Annotated in this window: 20 protein-coding genes; 12 read left to right on the top strand and 8 right to left on the bottom strand. The window is 43.9% G+C overall.

What is annotated here, in order from left to right:
• From DP923_RS07635 to DP923_RS07625, 3 genes are all read left to right on the top strand, one after another.
• Entirely contained in the window at window positions 1-1,107 is a 1,107-nt protein-coding gene (locus tag DP923_RS07635; RefSeq protein WP_112305243.1) for a pyridoxal phosphate-dependent aminotransferase, read from the top strand.
• Between the two features lie 326 nt (window positions 1,108-1,433).
• Entirely contained in the window at window positions 1,434-2,777 is a 1,344-nt protein-coding gene (locus DP923_RS07630; protein WP_112305242.1) for an MATE family efflux transporter, read from the top strand.
• An 89-nt stretch (window positions 2,778-2,866) separates the two neighbouring features.
• Complete coding sequence (locus tag DP923_RS07625; protein WP_112305241.1) at window positions 2,867-3,457, top strand: DUF922 domain-containing protein; 591 nt, start codon at window positions 2,867-2,869, stop codon at window positions 3,455-3,457.
• A 79-nt stretch (window positions 3,458-3,536) separates the two neighbouring features.
• On the opposite strand, the gene DP923_RS07620 is transcribed toward DP923_RS07625, so the two are convergent.
• Window positions 3,537-5,102 (bottom strand): FAD-dependent oxidoreductase, encoded by a 1,566-nt coding sequence (locus DP923_RS07620; protein ID WP_112305240.1) that lies wholly within the window; start codon window positions 5,100-5,102, stop codon window positions 3,537-3,539.
• Between the two features lie 219 nt (window positions 5,103-5,321).
• On the opposite strand from DP923_RS07620, the gene DP923_RS07615 reads away from it, so the two are divergent.
• Window positions 5,322-6,830: an alpha/beta hydrolase gene (locus DP923_RS07615; protein WP_112305239.1), complete on the top strand. Its 1,509-nt coding sequence runs from the start codon at window positions 5,322-5,324 to the stop codon at window positions 6,828-6,830.
• 130 nt (window positions 6,831-6,960) lie between these two features.
• On the opposite strand, the gene DP923_RS07610 is transcribed toward DP923_RS07615, so the two are convergent.
• Window positions 6,961-7,326, bottom strand: coding sequence for a winged helix-turn-helix transcriptional regulator (locus DP923_RS07610; protein ID WP_112305620.1), 366 nt, complete (start codon window positions 7,324-7,326; stop codon window positions 6,961-6,963).
• A gap of 113 nt (window positions 7,327-7,439) precedes the next feature.
• Between DP923_RS07610 and DP923_RS07605 the strand changes: the two genes are divergently transcribed.
• Both DP923_RS07605 and DP923_RS07600 read left to right on the top strand, forming a co-directional pair.
• On the top strand, window positions 7,440-8,318 hold the full coding sequence (locus tag DP923_RS07605) for an SDR family oxidoreductase (protein ID WP_112305238.1): 879 nt from the start codon (window positions 7,440-7,442) through the stop codon (window positions 8,316-8,318).
• A gap of 172 nt (window positions 8,319-8,490) precedes the next feature.
• On the top strand, window positions 8,491-8,826 hold the full coding sequence (locus tag DP923_RS07600) for a tRNA-binding protein (RefSeq protein ID WP_112305237.1): 336 nt from the start codon (window positions 8,491-8,493) through the stop codon (window positions 8,824-8,826).
• Here the strand turns inward: DP923_RS07600 and DP923_RS07595 are convergent.
• Window positions 8,823-9,251 (bottom strand): DUF4296 domain-containing protein, encoded by a 429-nt coding sequence (locus DP923_RS07595; RefSeq protein WP_239020966.1) that lies wholly within the window; start codon window positions 9,249-9,251, stop codon window positions 8,823-8,825. The genes DP923_RS07600 and DP923_RS07595 overlap by 4 nt on opposite strands.
• A 56-nt stretch (window positions 9,252-9,307) precedes the next feature.
• Between DP923_RS07595 and DP923_RS07590 the strand changes: the two genes are divergently transcribed.
• From DP923_RS07590 to DP923_RS07565, 6 genes are all read left to right on the top strand, one after another.
• Window positions 9,308-10,189 (top strand): DUF58 domain-containing protein, encoded by an 882-nt coding sequence (locus DP923_RS07590; protein WP_112305236.1) that lies wholly within the window; start codon window positions 9,308-9,310, stop codon window positions 10,187-10,189.
• Entirely contained in the window at window positions 10,182-11,096 is a 915-nt protein-coding gene (locus DP923_RS07585; RefSeq protein WP_112305235.1) for a hypothetical protein, read from the top strand. Before DP923_RS07590 ends, DP923_RS07585 begins: the two co-directional genes overlap by 8 nt.
• A complete protein-coding gene (locus tag DP923_RS07580) occupies window positions 11,077-12,129 on the top strand; it encodes a vWA domain-containing protein (protein ID WP_112305234.1) in 1,053 nt (350 codons plus the stop codon). The genes DP923_RS07585 and DP923_RS07580 overlap by 20 nt, the downstream gene beginning before the upstream one ends.
• A gap of 99 nt (window positions 12,130-12,228) precedes the next feature.
• Window positions 12,229-12,912: a YggS family pyridoxal phosphate-dependent enzyme gene (locus DP923_RS07575; protein ID WP_112305233.1), complete on the top strand. Its 684-nt coding sequence runs from the start codon at window positions 12,229-12,231 to the stop codon at window positions 12,910-12,912.
• 170 nt (window positions 12,913-13,082) lie between these two features.
• Window positions 13,083-13,541: a DUF2750 domain-containing protein gene (locus DP923_RS07570; RefSeq protein ID WP_112305232.1), complete on the top strand. Its 459-nt coding sequence runs from the start codon at window positions 13,083-13,085 to the stop codon at window positions 13,539-13,541.
• A gap of 32 nt (window positions 13,542-13,573) precedes the next feature.
• Window positions 13,574-13,951, top strand: coding sequence for a DUF423 domain-containing protein (locus DP923_RS07565; RefSeq protein ID WP_112305231.1), 378 nt, complete (start codon window positions 13,574-13,576; stop codon window positions 13,949-13,951).
• 35 nt (window positions 13,952-13,986) lie between these two features.
• On the opposite strand, the gene DP923_RS07560 is transcribed toward DP923_RS07565, so the two are convergent.
• The 5 genes from DP923_RS07560 to DP923_RS07540 all read right to left on the bottom strand — a co-directional run bounded on the left by DP923_RS07560 (window position 13,987) and on the right by DP923_RS07540 (window position 17,772).
• The gene (locus tag DP923_RS07560) at window positions 13,987-14,574 is read right to left on the bottom strand and encodes a hypothetical protein (protein WP_112305230.1); all 588 of its coding nucleotides are present in this window, start codon (window positions 14,572-14,574) and stop codon (window positions 13,987-13,989) included.
• A gap of 315 nt (window positions 14,575-14,889) precedes the next feature.
• Complete coding sequence (locus DP923_RS07555; RefSeq protein WP_112305229.1) at window positions 14,890-15,336, bottom strand: DUF1573 domain-containing protein; 447 nt, start codon at window positions 15,334-15,336, stop codon at window positions 14,890-14,892.
• A 77-nt stretch (window positions 15,337-15,413) separates the two neighbouring features.
• Window positions 15,414-16,820, bottom strand: coding sequence for an ATP-dependent DNA helicase (locus DP923_RS07550; RefSeq protein ID WP_112305228.1), 1,407 nt, complete (start codon window positions 16,818-16,820; stop codon window positions 15,414-15,416).
• Window positions 16,821-16,999: 179 nt separating this feature from the next.
• Entirely contained in the window at window positions 17,000-17,191 is a 192-nt protein-coding gene (locus DP923_RS07545; protein ID WP_112305227.1) for a cold-shock protein, read from the bottom strand.
• A gap of 125 nt (window positions 17,192-17,316) precedes the next feature.
• Window positions 17,317-17,772, bottom strand: a complete 456-nt coding sequence (locus DP923_RS07540) for a PaaI family thioesterase (protein WP_112305226.1) — start codon at window positions 17,770-17,772, stop codon at window positions 17,317-17,319.
• Window positions 17,773-17,787: the final 15 nt, after the last annotated feature.

Below are 17,787 nucleotides of genomic sequence, written 5' to 3'. Positions count from 1 at the left end.
ATGAAGTACTTGAACCTGGCATCCGGGGCCAGTTATTTTGCTAGTCCCGCTACCGCTACCGAGGCAGCCATACAGGCTTTGCAGCAAGGCAAAACAAAGTACAGCGAAGTAGCAGGAACCATAAGCTTAAGAGAAGCCATTGCTGCCAGGTACCAGACTCAAGCAAGTATAAAACCGGAACATATATTGGTTACTCCGGGCGTAAAACAGGCGCTTTTCAATTTATTTTCGGTGCTCATAACCAAAGGTACCGACGAACTGTTGGTGCCTACGCCGGCCTGGTTCGGATTTCATGAGTTAATGAAGTATAGCAAAGGTAAACTGGTTACAATCAAAACATTATCAACTGAAAAGTATAACCTGACTCCGGAAGCCTTAGAAGCAGCTTTAAATGAAAATACGCGCATTTTGTTACTCTCGAATCCGGCTAACCCAACCGGCCGTATTTATACCAGGCAAGAGCTGGAAGCGTTATTAGCGGTAGCCGCGCGTTACCCAAACCTATACATTATCTCCGATGAAATTTATGACCTTGTTACTTACGGCGAGCCTGTTACTTCTCTCCTTTCCTGCCAGGGGAAAACGGACCGATGCATCGTAATCAATGGCTTTTCAAAATCGTTTGCCATGTCCGGCTGGCGGATCGGGTACATAGTAGCGGCTGATCAAGTTATTGCTATGTGTTCCGATTTCCAGAAAAGTACGTTTTCCGGGCTCAGCGAGTTTGTACAGGACGGTGCCAAGGCGGCCTTACAGTTTGCTGCCGATGATCTACCTGCCAAGCTGGCTATTTTAAAATCTAACCGAAGTATACTAGCGGGTGGATTAAATCAGATTCCGGGCCTAAACTTTTTTCATCCGGATGGTGCCTATTATATTTTTGCTGATTTCAGCGCCTACCTCGACTGCACAACACCAACCGGAGAACAGTTCACCACCAGCATTGCGCTTTGCAATTTCCTGAAAGAAAAGTATAAACTAGAGCTTTCGCCTGGCGATTATTTTGGTGCGCCCGGTTTTTCGCGTCTCTCTTTTGCCATAGAGGAACCCGATCTGAAAGAAGCCATCATACGTTTAAAAACTGCTTTAGCAAGTTTAGTTATTTAGATCAACTCAAAGTATAACTGTGATGAGTTAACTATTTACATTCTAACAATTTATCAATATATACTTTCCCTCTGTAGTAGGTATTTTTACCGACAACTATACTTTCACAACTATATACTAGCTAGTGAAAACATGAAGGAAGGAAAGATAGCCTGCATCAGTTTTGTTTAGAAGCCCACCAACTCCAAAGTATAAATGCTTGACTACTATTTTATACTTCAAAAAAGCCATCCAAACCTGCTCGTTGAAAAACACAACACACTTTGTAGAGCAACCTGAAGTATAAAAGGCTAATTTTGCATTTCCTTAGCTTTGCAGTTTCCCAAATGAATACAAACACATACAAAGAGCATTTTTCCAAAAATTTTACCCTGGCTTATCCGGTCATAATGAGCCAGCTGGGCCATATTCTGGTAAGTGTAGCTGATAGTTTAATGGTAGGCCAGCTCGGCACTACACCGCTTGCTGCGTCCTCTTTGGGCAACAGTATTTTCATGATTACGATGGTGTTTGGCCTGGGAATATCGTTTAGCATCACCCCACTTATTGCCGCAGCCGAGGGCCGGAAAAATTACACGCGCATTTCGCTGTTGCTGCTTAACGGACTGGTTTCAAATGTATTGGTAGGTGTATTTTTATTTATCGCTGGCTACTTCTTTTCTCCTTACATTACCTTGTTAGACCAGCCGGAAGATGTGGTTGCACTCGCCATACCTTACATGAATGTACTTTTCCTCTCGATGGTGCCGCTTATGGTTTTTCAGGCTTTCAGGCAGTTTGCAGAAGGACTTTCGCTTACCCGGGAGGCCATGTACATCAGTATTGTGGCAAACGTGCTTAATGTATTCTTAAACTATGTTCTTATCTGGGGTATATTCGGTTTACCGGAACTGGGCATGGTGGGTGCTGCCTGGGCAACCCTTATTTCCAGGGTGATCATGGCGCTGATGATGGGCGGCTGGGTACTATACAACAAACGGTTTGAGATCTTCTGGCATTTCCTGCGCTTGCGTCACTTATCATTTCTGCACATGTACCGCATCTTTAAGTTGGGCCTGCCCATTTCGGGTCAGATGATCTTTGAGATGGGTGCTTTCAGTTTCTCTGCCATCATGATCGGCTGGATCGGAACAAAAGAACTCGCTGCACACCAGATTGCCATCAACGTTGCCTCAGTAACTTATATGATGGCCAGCGGCATTGCAGCGGCGGCCACCATCCGGGTGAGTAACCTGAAGGGATTGCGCAACTATTTTGATATGCGCATGGCAGGCATCAGCAGCTTTGTAATGGCCATTATTTTTATGATTATTAGTGGTTTGCTAATGGTAGTTGCCAAAGATTTTATACCTGGTTTATACATTGATGATCCGGAAGTAATCCAAATTGCCTCCGTGCTGTTAATTATAGCAGCTTTGTTTCAGATCTCGGATGGAGTGCAGGTGGTTGGCCTGGGTGCCTTGCGTGGGCTGGAAGATGTGCAGATACCTAGTTTGATCTCGTTGCTGGCTTATTGGGCCGTAGGGTTGCCTGTTGGCTATGTACTGGGCTTTAAAGCTGGCTTCGGAGCAAGTGGCATCTGGGCCGGGCTCCTGTTAGGCTTAACAGTAGCAGCAGTTCTAATGTATTTGAGATTCAAGTGGTTAAGCACTAAGCTGATCAGAGATTAAAAGTAAAAGTACAACTCGTGGCACTAAAGTATAACGGAATGCGTTCCCGAGTCGAATACTTACTTTTTATACTTTTAGCCGAAGCATAAATGTTTACTTTTCCTGTATTGCTATCGCTGTGGGCCAACCTGATCGCCTCCGGTTTTAGCGCCTTAAACCCTGCTATTCCAACAGATGGCAGCAAAACTTCTAAAAAAGAATCAACCGGTACCATTGGCGAGCAACTAAGCTGGTCAACTGACAGACGCCTTTCCTGGGACGATTTCAGAGCTGTTCCGGATGCTGCCAACCCACACCACGCCCTTACTGCCGCTAACCTGGCCGTGAACGGAAAATGCGTGAACAATACCTTTGTTTACGAAGTGCGTTGCGTTTTCCTGCCTACCGAATCCTGGACAAAAAATAAGAAGTCTGCAAAACTGCTTTACCACGAGCAACTGCACTTCGATCTGACGGAAGTACACGCACGCACACTCCGTAAGAATCTGAAGAGTATAGGCGCATCCTGTACAACTGTAAAAGATAAAATGAACCTGACCGTAGCCGCTGCTTTTAAAGACTGGAAAGCAGAACAGGAAAAATTTGACAAGCTATCTAACCACGGACTTGATCTGGAAGCCCAGACGGCATTGGAAGAAAATATTATAGCGCGCTTAACAGCATTGGAAGCCTATAAGTAAATTGATTTGAACTAAAAAAGGTCAGGATTTATACTTTATGAAGTATAAATCCTGACCTTTTTGTTGTCTTACTTGGCTTCTACTCTGCCGGACCCAAGTCTTTGGTGGCCGGGCCGGTTATTACACGCCCGAACGGATCAAATCGTGAGCCGTGGCAAGGACAATCCCAGGAGCTTTCGACGTTGTTCCAGTTTACAACACAGCCTAAGTGCGTGCAAACCGCAGAACATTCGTGGCGTACGCCATCCTGATCACAATAAACAGCCACCTTTTTCAAGCCTTTCCGCATGATTTTACCAGTGCCAGGCAGCACTTCCTGCGGGTCTTCTACTTCGCCGGCTGTCAGATAGTCTTTGAACTGGGCAGCCACGTTCATGTTTTCTTTCAGAAATTCGCCGCTCGATTTCAAACTCACACGCGCCGGATCATATAGTTTCTGCCACGGATTAACTTTATCCAGAATCAGATCAGAAATAAGCATACCGGCAATGGTACCGTGCGTCATGCCATGCCCTGAGTCGCCCGTAGCGATATAAACGTTATCGGTATCTCCCGGATTTCGGCCTATGTAGCCCAAGCCATCCACAGGTTCCATCACCTGCCCAGACCAGCGGTACTTTATATCCCCGGCCATCGGGAATTTCTCACGCGTCCAGCGTTCTAATTCCATAAACTGTTTTCCGTTGGTATCATCCTGTCCGGTTTTATGGTCTGCCCCGCCAACTATCAGGATATCTGTCAGTCCGTCCGGTTTGTATGTATCATCGGCACCTGCACCTGTATCTGCGGTATCGCGCAGCAAGCGCACATAATGGTACGGGTCTTCCATATCCCAATAAAGCGCATCCGGCACAGAGCCCTTCGGAACTTCGATGCCTATAACATAGGTACGGTAAGGTGCCTGTTTGGTGTGCATCGTTACCATATCATTTACCGGCGTATTGGTAGCCACAACCAGGTGGTTTGCAGACACTGTGTGCCCTTCTTTTGTGATTACGGTAGTTACAGCGCCGGTCTTAAATTCGTCTACGTGCGAAGCCGTGAAGATCTGACCGCCAAGTTGCATGAAGGCCTCGCTTAAACCAGCTAAATATTTAAGAGCGTGAAAACGGCCCTGCTTCGGAAAATGCAGACACGGAAACCGGGTAATAGTATCAAGCAGGCTTCGTTTGCGCAGCACCACATTGTGCCAGCCAATTTGCTGCAGGGCTTCCAACTCATCCAGCAATTGAGTTTCCTGATCGCTGTTATTGGCAAACAGGTAGCCGTCCAGGCGCTTGAATTCGCAGGCTATTTTTTCGTCTTTAACGATCTCCTCTATTTTGTCAATGGCTTGTCCGTGGCTTTGCGCAGCCAGGCGGGCACCATCTTTTCCAAATAATCTTATCAGTTCAGAGAACCGGTCGTCCAAAGCATTGGAAAGGTGAGCTGTTGTTCTAGCTGTTTCGCCTGCTCCGATCTGTTTCGATTCTACCACCACCACGCGTTTTCCTGCTTTTGCTAACAGATAGGCTGTCGTAAGGCCTGCAATACCGGCCCCTACCACGCACACATCGCATGTTATGTTTTCTGTAAGGGTGGTGGTTGGTGGCATACTAACTTCATCCACCCATACTGATAAACTTGCTCCGGATTCTCTTTTCATAGTTTTATAGCGGCTGTTTGTGTCTAGATTACATGCAGATAAGGATTAAAGCATGTTGAATTAGGAGTACGGCGTGTATTTGGTTATGTTGCTAAAACCAGATTTCGGGCTCGTTAAAGTATAGAATAGTATTAGAATAATGATAATATCATTAGATTCTCTATATTCGGCTGATTTATTTCTGTACTTTACTTGTAAAATATTAATCGGGATTAAACTATGAAGGTTCTGCTGGCATTTTTGTTTACTTTCTCCTTTTTAACTTGTTTTGGGCAGGCCAGTGGGCAAGCTGATTCCTTAAAGAATGCCTACCTATCAGAAATGAAAGTGGCGAGTGATGTATTTACAGAAGCATTCTATCTTAACAGACCAGAAATTTATTCATTAGCCGAAAAGCCATTTCTTCAGAAAGTAGAAGCTTTAAAGAAACCATTCGTTGCTGTTACGGATAAGTATTCATCCCGATTTCAATCGGTAGATGCTGATTTTATACTTCATGAAAAACGTGATATCGGTTACTTTTTCGATCAGATCATTGTGAACTACCCCTACTTTCATGAAAACCATACCGGTAGAAAAGTAAAATTATCGAAAGCAGAACAAACCAGGTTAGACCAGCATGTAAAGGATTTTAATACCCCTGAACTCTTATCCAGTTCCGATTTCAAGGGCTACGTTCAAGCATTCCTACGACATCAATCTACTATAGAAGTTAATAAACCCAAGTACAGAAAATCAGATAACAAACGATTAGACGCATATCTCAGCTTAATTCCTGCATATTTTAAAAAGCAGACGTGCAAGGAATACTGGCAATACCATTACCTAATAGCACACCTCGATGATTGGGGAAGTAAGAATACCGAAAAGGCTGTTAAATCATTTCTGGCTACTGCTACCAATGCAGAGTATAAAAAAACCGTAGACAGCATTTATACAGCAAGTGCCAGTACTTATAAAGGGCACATAATTAAGACCTATAAAACAGTAGACGGTTCTGAGCTGGACCTGCATATTTTCCTGCCTGACAGTGCCTTCAGAACTACAAAAAGGCCAGTCATGGTTTATTTTAGCGGAGGCAGCTGGACGAAAGGAACGCCCGAATGGGATTTTTATAACTGTGAGAACTACGCTAAAAAAGGCTGGGTAGCTGTGGCAGTAGAATACAGGGTGGCAGACCGGCACGAAACCACTCCGTTTGAAGCTGTTAAGGATGCCAGAAGTGCGATCAGATGGCTACGCCAGCATGCAGCAACTTATACTATTGACCCCAGCAGAATAGTTGCTTCAGGTAATTCTGCTGGCGGGCATCTGGTATTGTCAGCAGCCTTATCCAGCGAAATAAATGAGAAAACAGACAACCAGGCGATTAGCGCTGTGCCTGACCTGTTGCTGGTTAATAGTGGAGTTTATAATTTATATGCTGACGGAAGCACAGACTGGATCAGCAAAGGACAGAAAGATAAAACGCTCGTTAAAAAGATATCGCCGCAACATTTGCTTACACTTGGCCTTCCTCCGGCATTAATCATTCACGGTACCAACGACCAGAGTGTAGCTTATACTTCTGCGAAAGCTTTTTCAAATGAAATGAAGCGACTGAACAATACATTCGAATTTCATACTTTAGATGGTGCGCCGCACTACATTTGGTACGACAGGAGTTTTTCCGGAACAGTGGCTAACCTCAGAAAAGCGTTTCTTTTGAAGTATGGTTATGACTTATAATATTGCTGTTTGATAGAAATAGCCTTAGGCAACATAAAAAACAGAAGGCTGAATCAGAAAAAGGTAAAAGTATAAACTGCGCCATTGCCGCGGAACGTTAGCAGAAAATTTCGAACGGCAAAAGTTTCTATTACCATACATTACTTCGATGCGTCAACCCCCAGTCAATCATAGTATCAATAAGATTAAGCAAGCTTCTACCAGATTCTGTTAGTTGGTATTCAATTAAAACCGGGGTTTGATTGTATACTTTACGCACCACAATACTATTTATCTCCAGTTCTTTTAATTCTTTAGAAAGCATGCGGGGAGTAATCTTTTCTATATTATCCAGTAAATCTTTAAACCGGATTTTGCCACGTAACAAAGAAGCAATAATAGGCAACTTCCACTTGCCGCTAATAACATTCATCGTGTCTGTTAAAGCCAATACATAGTTTTGCGGACATCGCTCCGTTGCTCCTGCTTGCTGTATAATTCCCTTAAAATCACTCATCTTTATCAGTTTGTCTAATTCACTATACAAAAGTATACTACTTATTATTAAGAACAAAGTATAAAAAGTATAGTAAGCTCCGTAGCTTTGGCACTTAACCAAAATAAATAATTATGATTTTAGTTACAGGTGCAACAGGAAACTATGGTTCGAAAGCCATTGCATATTTATTAAAAAAGGGAGTAGCCGCAACCAATATTGCAGCATTGGTAAGAAATGAAGAAAATTACCAAGCCTTAGAAGAACAAGGGATTAATATTAGAGTAGGCGATTATGCTGATATTGATTCTATGGTAAAAGCTTTTGCAGGAGTGGATAAACTATTATTAGTTTCCAGTAATGACCGGGGTGCTATTGAAAACCGTACAAAACACCACATCAATGCCATTACAGCTGCTAAACAAGCTAACGTTAAGCATATTGTTTATACCTCTTTTGTAAGGAAGAATGGTTATGAAAACTCTGCTATAGCTGGTTTTCAGAATTCTCATGTTGCATCAGAAAAGTTTTTAAAAGAAAGTGGTTTAAACTATACTATTCTGCAAAACGGTATTTATCAGGAAATGATTCTTGCCTTCGTAGGCGATAAAGTTGCCGAAACAGGTACTATTTTATTTCCGGCCCAAAATGGTAAAGCGAGTTGGGTACTCCGTGAAGAACTTGCTGAAGTAGCAGTAAACGTACTAACAACACAAGGGCATGAAAATAGAACCTATAATTTGACTAACAATACATCGGTAGGTTTTGAGAAAATAGCTACCTATATCTCGGAAGCTTTAGGTAAAGAAGTAAGTTATATTACCCCAGAGGTGGAAACGTTTAAAACCATTCTTGAAAAAGCTGGTGTTCCGGAAATGTACATAGGTATGTTTATTATGTGGGGCACTGCTTTAGGCGAAGGTATGATGGATCTGGAAGACAACACTTTAGAATCTTTATTAGGAAGAAAGCCAGCCAGCGTGAACCAATTTATAGCAAAGATTTACGGTTAATATTTTTAATTCTCATTGATAGGTTGTTGAAATAAAGGAGCTATTTTAACAACCTATTTGGTTTTATACTTAATTTGAAAATAAGAGCAGCTAACGCAAACTAAAAAATATTTAATCGCATTTTAGCCTGACCGTTACTATAACTACAATAGCACGCATCACTCAAAATACAATGGAACAAATCACCTGGCAGCATTTCGAGCAAACAGATATTCGCGTTGGCACTATACTGGAAGCAACAGACTTTATAGGCGCGCGAAAACCGGCTTATAAAATAGTAGTTGACCTGGGGCCTTTGGGAATAAAAAAGTCCAGCGCGCAGGTAACGGTACATTACACACCAGAAGAGTTAATCGGCAGGCAGGTGTTGTGTGTAACCAATCTCGGTAAAAAACAAATTGGTACTTATATGTCGGAGGTGTTGGTGACGGGTTTTGCTGATGAGAACGGTGATATTATACTTGCCCAGCCAGCTTCGAAAGTACCAAACGGAAGCAAGCTGATCTAGTTCTGCATTTCAAGCTCCGACTCGTCCGGGATATACGGGTCTTCCTGTCTGCCTTCGTCTGTTTCCAGGTTTTCGATCCCAGCTTTCGCATTCATTTTTGATTCCCGGACCGTAAGCGTATCTACAATAATTTCGTAGAGCTTGTCCATTTCAGCCAGGTTCCTGATATAATAGTTATACGTTTCCCGGAAAGCATTTTGTTGTACGCCATACTTTTTCAGGATTTTGGCCTGTTCAGCGTTAAAGGCCATCATGGCTGTATCGGGATAGTTTATGCGCTGTTCAATCTGAGCCTCAGCCGTATGCACATCTGCTAAAATCTGAACCATTTTTTCCTGTGGCACCATCCCGGCCGGTTTATCAGCTTCCTTTTCGGAGCAACTCCATAGGCTTACACAAAAAAGTATGCAGAAAAGTCTTTTCACGGGTGTATGTTAACGGAATATGTGATAATTTTAAAACTGAGGTTACGTGCAAAGCTATGAAAGAGCTCGTTCAAAAGCTACGAAAGTTTGAAATACGCATCCGTAAAGCTATTACGTCGCAGATGCACGGCGATTTCCATTCTGTTTTTAAAGGAACCGGGCTGGAGTTCGACGACGTACGCGCGTATCAGTACGGAGACGATGTGCGCTCCATTGATTGGAACGTATCAGCTAAAGGGCATGGCACCTTCGTAAAAACCTACCGCGAAGAAAAAGAACAATCCGTCTTTCTGATGCTGGATGTAAGCGCCTCGCAGCGTATTGGTACCGGTTTGCAACATAAACTGGATGTGGGCAAAGAGATTTGCGGTGTACTGGCACTATCTGCTGCACGCCAGCAAAGCCAGATCGGCATCATCTGCTTTTCCGATCAGAAAGAAAAATACATTAAACCCGCCAAAGGCATTGAGCAGGCCTATACTATTATCAAAGCTTTAAGCGAGCTCGAACCCAAATCAGCTAAAACCAGCCTGGCAAGCGGCATTAAATTAACACTTGATATAATTAAAAGGCGCAGCATTATTCTGCTCATTTCTGATTTTATTGATGTGAATTACGAGAAAGAATTAACCATGCTGGCCCGCCGCCACGACCTGATCGTGCTACAACTGCTGGATGTGCGTGAACGAAAACTGCCACCAATGGGCATTGCGCCCGTGCTGGACAAAGAAACCGGCAAAACGATTTGGCTGAACACTTCGGGTGCGGAGTTTCAGAAAAAATACCTGGCCCAATATGCCCAAAACCAGGAAATGGTAACGCGTGTGTGTCAGAAATACCAGGCAAATTACCTCGCCATCCAGACTAACGAAGATTATGTGCCGCAACTGGTTAACCTGTTCAGGCTCCGAAACAGATCAATAAAAAAGAGTGCGTAAGTTTATACTTTTTATACTTTGCTGGCTGGCACAGACATTGGTTTTAGGGCAACAGGCTCCGAAACCGGTAGGCAGTTTCAGCTCCGATACGGTTAAAATTGGTGAGTTGCTGCGCTATACGCTGGTATTGCGACATGCCCCAACCCAGGAAGTTATCTTGCCTGATACCAGCTATAATTTTGCGCCGTTCGAGTTTGTCCGGAAAGAGTTCTACCCTACTTCCACGCGCGCCGGCATCAGCACCGACAGCGTGGTATATACCGTGCGCACTTTCGAAACTTACCCGGTGCAGCAACTGGCTTTGCCTGTTTACATACTTCAGGATGCAGATACCATAGAGGTTTTCTCGGAAGCACACTCGGTGGCAGTGCAGCAACTGGTAAACGCAGTAACAGAGCCGCTGGCCGTGAAAGCTGAAACCGGCCTGGCAACGGTTGAAGAGCGCTTCGACTGGCCTGTGCTCTTGATCTGGATTGTGGCAGGCGCTACTTTCCTGAGTCTGATCTGGTTTATTTTCGGGCAAAGCATTATTACCAAGTATAAACTGTACCGCCTGCGCCAGGATCATTCTTTCTTTACTTCCCGTTACAACGCCCACATCGACCGGTTTGCAAAATCCGGTGCTTCGCAAAGTATAGAAAAGGCCATTTCGCTCTGGAAAAACTACCTGACCAAACTGGAGCGCAGTGCTATCAACTCCTTCACCACAAAAGAAATTGTAGAATATTACCACGACGATGAAGACGTGAGTACTGCCCTGCGTTTATGCGATAAAGCCATTTACGGCAACCTGGTAAACGAACCTGATACCGAGACAAATACGGCCTTGCTGGAGCTACGCAAGTTTGCAAAAAGCCGCTATAAAATAAGAAGAGAGATAACCAAGAATGTTAGAAAGCAGCGCTGAAACCTGGGATTGGCTGAGCCTGGAATGGTTCAGTTACAACACACTCCGCTCCTTCGACTGGGTATACCCGGTGGTGCTGTATGCATTGCTGTTGGTGCCTTTGATTTATGTAATTAAAACCTGGCTCAGGCAAAAATCCAGAAACAAACTGGATATGGCCATGTTCGAAGGCCACATTGCCTGGCAGTGGAGCAGTTTGCTGCGCTTTGTCCCTACGCTGGTTTTTATACTTTTCATCATGCTGGTATTGGTGGCACTGGCCCGTCCGCAACGCATAAACGAACAGATAGAGCAGTCTGCCGAAGGAATAGATATTGTGCTGGTGCTGGATGTTTCGGGCTCGATGGAGCTGCAGGATTTTAAACCCAACCGCCTGGAAGTTGCCAAGGAAGTGGCTCTCGATTTTATAAACGGCCGCGTACAGGACCGCATCGGGTTGGTGGTTTTTGCCGGAGATGCCTACTCCCTTGCCCCGCTTACCACCGATTATAAACTGCTGCGTGAAAGTATAAATAACATCCAACTAAAAATGATACCCAACGATGGCACCGCCATCGGGAGTGCGCTGGCGGTAGCTGTTAACAGAATGCGCGAGTCAACTGCAAAAAGTAAAGTGATCATCCTAATAAGCGATGGCGAAAACACAGCCGGAAGTTTAGACCCGGAAATGGCAGCCCGCCTGGCCGCAGCTTATTCGATAAAACTTTATTCTATCGGCATTGGCAAAGACGGGCAGGTTGCTTTGGACCCAGACTCGACCGGCAAAACGGTTTATATCACAACGGAACTCGACGAAACCTCTCTGAAAAGTATAGCCGAAATTGGCGAAGGAAAATTTTACCGCGCAGACAGCAAAACGGCATTACAAGATGTTTTTCAGCGCATCAACACCCTCGAAAAAACCGAAATATCGGTCAGGCGTTTTCGGGATACGCGCGATTTTTACCAGGTTTACCTTAAATGGGCCTTGCTGCTGCTGCTTTTCTGGATGTTTCTTAAAAATACGTTCGTTACCAATGTGCTGGAAGATTAAGCTAAATCATACTTTTAGAAGTATAAAGATCGCCGGAACATAACGCTTTTGCGCTTTAACCTGTAAGTACAAATGTCCTGCCTATCCAAACCTATAACTATGAGCATAAAAGACAATATTCTTTTTTTTGATGAAAGATTAAAAAACACACCCTGCCGCCTGGTAGCAGTTTCTAAAACACACGCTCCCGACAAGATCATGGAAGCCTATGAAGCCGGCCACCGCCTTTTCGGGGAAAATAAAGTACAGGAGCTGATTGAAAAATACCCGGTCCTGCCACATGATATTTCCTGGCATCTCATCGGCCATTTGCAAACAAACAAGGTTAAGTATATCGCCGAGTTTATCGATACCATCCAGTCTGTGGACAGCCTGAAGTTGTTGCAGGAAATTAACAAGCGCGCCGAAATGCATAACCGTACGTTGCCGATAAACTGCATGCTGCAGATTTCTATCGCCGATGAAGAAACTAAGTATGGCATGGATTACGAAGAGGCAGTGGCCTTCCTGCAATCAGAAGAATACAGAGCCATGAAGTATATCCGGATAACTGGTGTGATGGGCATTGCCACCAACACCGATGATCAGGACAAATTACGCGGTGAGTTCCGGTATCTGCGTGATTGTTTTCAGAAATTAAAAGAGACCTTCTTTTTTGCCAATCAGGATTTTAGCGAGCTATCGATGGGTATGACCTCGGACTGGGAACTGGCCCTGGAAGAAGGCAGTACATTGTTACGCGTGGGCAGCGGTATTTTCGGAACACGCACCTATCAAAAGTAAATTCATACTTGCCCCAGCTTTTTGAAAGTATAAAGTTAATAATGTAAGCATTAATACTTTAATTGTAACAAAACCTGCCAGCTTCCAATTGCTATACTTTATCGGGCAGGAAGTAGTATATTTGCTGAAACAGAATAGCTAAGTAAAACATAACTTTAGAAATACATCACATGACAGATAATAACCAAAATAATCAGAATGGCTCCGCTGCTTTTATTTCAACGATCGTAGAAACAAACAAAGTATGGGGGCTTACAAAAGACGAGACCTGGGCCACATCGAGCTCTGCTGAGTTCGAAGACACAGAAGTTATACTTTTCTGGTCTATGGAAGAAGGTGCGAAAGCCTGTGCCGAAGACGATTGGCAGGAGTATAAACCAGAGTCAATTACGTTGGTCGAATTTCTGGAAAACTGGTGCGTGGGTATGTATGGCGATGCACTTTTAGTTGGCCCGAACTGGAACGCTGATTTAACAGGCACAGAAGTAGAACCCCTGGAAATTGCGATGGAAGTAGTTAATGCTTTGAAAGCCAAAGGCAAAGAACTTGAATTTACGCAGTACGATAGCCAGCAGGAGTTTGAAGAACAGGTAATGGAAGCGCTGGAAGGCGGCGAGGAAGAAGCTTAATTTTAATTCAAGCTTTTATACTTTAGAACTACATGACACAGAAGATCATACTTTTACTGGCCAGTTTACTTGGTGCTTTAACAGTTGTTTTTGGTGCCTTCGGGGCACATGCGCTCGGGCCGATGTTGCGTGCCAGCAACCGCCTCGAAACGTATGAAACCGCGGTAAAATACCAGATGTACCATACGCTGGCCTTACTGGTTGTTGGCTTGTTGCTTTTTAAAATCGAGCATCCGGCTTTACAGGTTGCAGCGTGGTGTTTTATATTAGGTGTACTCGTTTTTTCAGGCTCTTTGTACACGCTATGCCTTACGGGAGTAACCTGGCTTGGTGCCATTACGCCCATCGGCGGCGCCTTACTGATAGCCGGCTGGGGCGCTTTGTTCTACGCCATCTCTAAAGTACTCTAACAAAAAAGGCTCCTTCTAAAAGGAGCCTTTTTTGTTTAAAATCGTCTGTCCATGCCCGCATTCAGAAGTCCATTCATACCCAGGCCCAGTTCCATAAAGAAACCTGTTTTACGGCCTGCCCTAATACCCATGGCTGTTAGCTGTGTTGTAAAGACAAATTCGTTCGGCTCATCTGGTTCATAGTTGCTGTTTCTGTTGAGGTAACTAGCGCCCAGCCCAATGCCAGAGTATACTTCCACCGCCGGATTTCTTGCCCAGTAGTAAGAAAAGCGTGGCAAAAAAGTATAATAATCAACCTGGCCGGCATTCTCGCCGGTATCTCTATACCTCGATTTGAGTTGTGTATAAGAGGCAGAAAATCCTAGACTAACCTTTTGGCTCAGGCGGTAATGGTAGCCAAATATAGCCGGGCCGGTTGTATGTCTTTCTGTGTTTTGGGAGAAAATGAAAAAGGTAAAAACATCCCCTAAGCCGGACACTAATTGAGGAGTGCCCAGCACACCATAACCTAAAGAAACTTCGTGGCGTCGGATTTCTGGTTGCTCTATAGGTAGTCCCTGCGCTTTTGCCCCCTCTCTCAGTGTAAAGAAGAAAAGCAGTAAACAAAGTATGGCTGGTCTCATAAGGCAAATATGAAGGCTAATAGCGTAAATACTAAGCTAACTAAACTACCAAATTTACATTATAAAAACTATATATATTTTAATAGCGCTATTGAAAGCAAAACCTGCCCTTGCTGTGTGTTTTCACCAGCAAGCACCTTTTCGTGAAAGTATAGTTGTCGGTGAAAACACCAACAACGGCGACCAAGGCCGCAAAAACCGTTTACTTTAAAACGCTAAACAGCTTTATTATTTTAAGCAGTTTTAAAGCAGGTACTACCTAACAAAAAAGGCTCCTTCTTAAAGGAGCCTTTTTTATAGTATCAAAGTATAAACTTATTGTTTAGCAGATGCAGGAGCACCTTTCTCATTAATGTTGGTTACGATGTACACATACTTGGCACCTTCCGCAGCGTTAGACATAATCGTGATTGCTTTTTTCTGCTGGCCCAGTTTGCCGGCGCTATCAAATTTAGCAACCAATGTTCCGGTTTTACCTGGCATTACAGGCTCTTTTGTCCAGCTTGGCGTAGTGCAGCCACACGAAACAATTACATCCTTAATAACCAGTGGCTGCGTTCCTGTGTTCTTGAATTTGAACGTATGTTCTACCACATCGCCTTGTACGATATCACCAAAGTTATACTCGGCTTCTTCAAACGTAAGGGCCGGACCGCTTTTTTGTTTGTTCAGTTCGCTAACCTGAGATACCGGTTTAGTTTGGGCTGCTGCTCCACCAGCAACAAGGGCTGCGAAAGCAAATGAAAGGATAACTTTTTTCATTTTATGATCTTGTATGTGTTTTATGAATGGTGAAAAGCGTATTCAAATTTAATGCCGCAATATACATTTTTAGCTGCTTAATTAACTAATAACTGCGGGTTAAAGTTCAGAAGGTAAAGCTCTTCCGATGATCGGGTTAAAGCTGTGTAAAGCCAACGGGCAAACTCTTCGTTTATCATGTCTTCCTTCAGGAAACCCTGGTCTACGAATACGGCTTTCCACTGGCCGCCCTGGGCTTTGTGGCAGGTTAAGGCATACGCAAATTTTACCTGGAGGGCATTCAGGTACGGGCTTTTCTTTATCTCTTTAGCTTTTTCGCGCCTGTTCGTTATATCAGCATGGTCTTTTAAAACTTCTTCGTATAATTTCTTATTCTGATCTGCGGGCAAAGCGGGCGCATCGGTGTAAAGTGTATCCAGCATGATCTTTACTTCTTCTTCCTGCGCATCCGGGTAATCAACAAAGCGCAACCGCACATCGGCAAACCGGAAACCGTACATGTCTTCGTACCGGATAATTTTGGTGATCTCCACAAAATCCCCGTTCGCCATAAACCCGATATCCGAATCTTTTGCCAGCCAGAAATAGTTATTCCGCACGATCATCAGGTAATCGCCCACGCCAATTTCATCTTCCGAAAAAAAGATGCGCCGCCTGATATGCTGGTTATACTGGTTGGCCATTTTATTTGACCGGCAGATAACGATACTGCCTTCTACACCAAATTTATCGTAAGCATAGCGCAAGCCGTCTTCCAGTTTTTCGCCGGTAATTTTGTAGATATCGCGCCAGCCTTTGGTGATGAGTTGGATATTGAGCGGTTCTTGTTTCAGCTGGTTGCGCAGGTTGGTGGCGTTCATCAGAATACCGGATTGCTCGGCCTGGCGCATGACGTGCTTCAGCTCCATTTCCTGCACAAAGCTCCTAAAGTTCTGGCTCAGGTAACCGGCATCCAAAGACGGGCTCAGCGTTTGCCCGACAGGCGGTAACTGGGCGGTATCACCTATCAGTAACAGTTTGTTGTTCTTTTTATCGAATACAAAGTTTAGTAAATCCTGCAGCAAACCGTTCTGGCCGAACCCGCTGTCATCCGAAATCATGGATGCCTCATCGATAATATAAATCGTATTATCTGCTTTATTTGGCTGGCGGGTAAAAGCGAGGCCTTCGGCGTAGGGGTTGGAAGATGGGCGGTAAATCTTCTTATGAATGGTAAAAGCAGGCTTGCCGCTGTAACTGGCCATTACTTTGGCTGCACGACCTGTTGGGGCAAGTAGCACATACTTGTAATTATACTTGTTGAGAATCTTTACGAGCGAGGTTACAACCGTTGTTTTACCGGTACCGGCGTATCCTTTCAATAAAAAAACCTGCCTTTCTTCCTGTTTTTCAAGTATAAACTGGTCGAGTTTCAAGAAGAGCATGGCCTGGTCCTGGGTAGGCTCGAACGGGAAATTAGCTTTTAATGCTTCTGCAGGACGCATTTGGATGAGTTATGAGTTAAGAATTATGAGTCAGTAAGAGAAATCATTTTTACAGACTTTCTTATTTATACTTTATACTTGATTGTCGGAAGTATAAATAAAACGATTGCATCAGTAATGGGCAAAAAAAAACCTTACACGAGGTAAGGCTTAAAAATTTAAAAACAAGTCAGGTTAAACTAAGCGCGTTTAACGTTAACTGCATTCATACCTTTTTTTCCTTCTTTCAGTTCAAACGTTACTTCATCGTTTTCTCTGATCTGATCTACCAGACCAGTTACATGTACGAAATATTCTGTTCCAGAACCTTCCTCTTTAATGAAGCCAAATCCTTTGCTCTCATTAAAAAATTTTACTACGCCTTTGTTCATTTTATTAATTTAGTTATTCAAAAATATAAAATCCTGCTGAGACTTCCTCTTTAAATTTAAATAATTTGTACGGGCGGTTACTGGAAAGAAGATTGCCACACACGCATCCTTAAAATAAAGCAATATTATCCTCTACGCTTAATATCTTCCGGGGTTATGGTCGCCATCGAGGCGCTGGCTTTTGCAATCAACAGCGGTTCGCCTGCACCTGTTACACTGTATACTTCGGCTTCGCAGAAATTTAACTTGCGCCCCTGCTTAATTACATAGCCTTTTGCCAGCAGTTTATCCCCTATCCCCGGATGAAAATAAGATACTTTGATTTCGGCTGTAACCACGTGGTGATCTTTTGGAACAAGGCTAACTGCGGCAAAGCCCGCCACAATATCGGCTAGCGAGGCAATTACCCCACCGTGCGTAAAACCTTTGTGCTGGCGGTGCTTTTGTTCTAAAATTAACTGGCCTTCTATTCTTCCTGCTTCTATTTTAGTAACTTCGAAGCCCATGAGCTTCATGAATTCCTGACGCTCTAATTTCTCGCGTATGTCGGCTTCAAAATCCGGGTTGTACGTTTGTATCATGAGGCAAAGTTACCC

Origin of the sequence: Pontibacter arcticus, from assembly GCF_003284895.1 — a bacterium.
GTDB lineage: Bacteria > Bacteroidota > Bacteroidia > Cytophagales > Hymenobacteraceae > Pontibacter > Pontibacter arcticus.
The sequence above is the reverse complement of the archived record's forward strand: the minus strand, read 5'-3'. Positions and strand labels throughout refer to the sequence as shown.

Excerpts from the sequence above, each read along its gene's own strand:
- DP923_RS07635 (WP_112305243.1), top strand. The coding sequence starts at position 1 with ATGAAGTACTTGAACCTGGCATCCGGGGCCAGTTATTTTGCTAGTCCC.
- DP923_RS07625 (WP_112305241.1), top strand. The coding sequence starts at position 2,867 with ATGTTTACTTTTCCTGTATTGCTATCGCTGTGGGCCAACCTGATCGCC.
- DP923_RS07610 (WP_112305620.1), bottom strand. The coding sequence starts at position 7,326 with ATGAGTGATTTTAAGGGAATTATACAGCAAGCAGGAGCAACGGAGCGA.
- DP923_RS07540 (WP_112305226.1), bottom strand. The coding sequence starts at position 17,772 with ATGATACAAACGTACAACCCGGATTTTGAAGCCGACATACGCGAGAAA.
- DP923_RS07555 (WP_112305229.1), bottom strand. The coding sequence starts at position 15,336 with ATGAAAAAAGTTATCCTTTCATTTGCTTTCGCAGCCCTTGTTGCTGGT.
- DP923_RS07560 (WP_112305230.1), bottom strand. The coding sequence starts at position 14,574 with ATGAGACCAGCCATACTTTGTTTACTGCTTTTCTTCTTTACACTGAGA.
- DP923_RS07570 (WP_112305232.1), top strand. The coding sequence starts at position 13,083 with ATGACAGATAATAACCAAAATAATCAGAATGGCTCCGCTGCTTTTATT.
- DP923_RS07605 (WP_112305238.1), top strand. The coding sequence starts at position 7,440 with ATGATTTTAGTTACAGGTGCAACAGGAAACTATGGTTCGAAAGCCATT.
- DP923_RS07620 (WP_112305240.1), bottom strand. The coding sequence starts at position 5,102 with ATGAAAAGAGAATCCGGAGCAAGTTTATCAGTATGGGTGGATGAAGTT.
- DP923_RS07615 (WP_112305239.1), top strand. The coding sequence starts at position 5,322 with ATGAAGGTTCTGCTGGCATTTTTGTTTACTTTCTCCTTTTTAACTTGT.
- DP923_RS07545 (WP_112305227.1), bottom strand. The coding sequence starts at position 17,191 with ATGAACAAAGGCGTAGTAAAATTTTTTAATGAGAGCAAAGGATTTGGC.
- DP923_RS07565 (WP_112305231.1), top strand. The coding sequence starts at position 13,574 with ATGACACAGAAGATCATACTTTTACTGGCCAGTTTACTTGGTGCTTTA.
- DP923_RS07580 (WP_112305234.1), top strand. The coding sequence starts at position 11,077 with ATGTTAGAAAGCAGCGCTGAAACCTGGGATTGGCTGAGCCTGGAATGG.
- DP923_RS07630 (WP_112305242.1), top strand. The coding sequence starts at position 1,434 with ATGAATACAAACACATACAAAGAGCATTTTTCCAAAAATTTTACCCTG.
- DP923_RS07590 (WP_112305236.1), top strand. The coding sequence starts at position 9,308 with ATGAAAGAGCTCGTTCAAAAGCTACGAAAGTTTGAAATACGCATCCGT.
- DP923_RS07600 (WP_112305237.1), top strand. The coding sequence starts at position 8,491 with ATGGAACAAATCACCTGGCAGCATTTCGAGCAAACAGATATTCGCGTT.
- DP923_RS07575 (WP_112305233.1), top strand. The coding sequence starts at position 12,229 with ATGAGCATAAAAGACAATATTCTTTTTTTTGATGAAAGATTAAAAAAC.
- DP923_RS07550 (WP_112305228.1), bottom strand. The coding sequence starts at position 16,820 with ATGCGTCCTGCAGAAGCATTAAAAGCTAATTTCCCGTTCGAGCCTACC.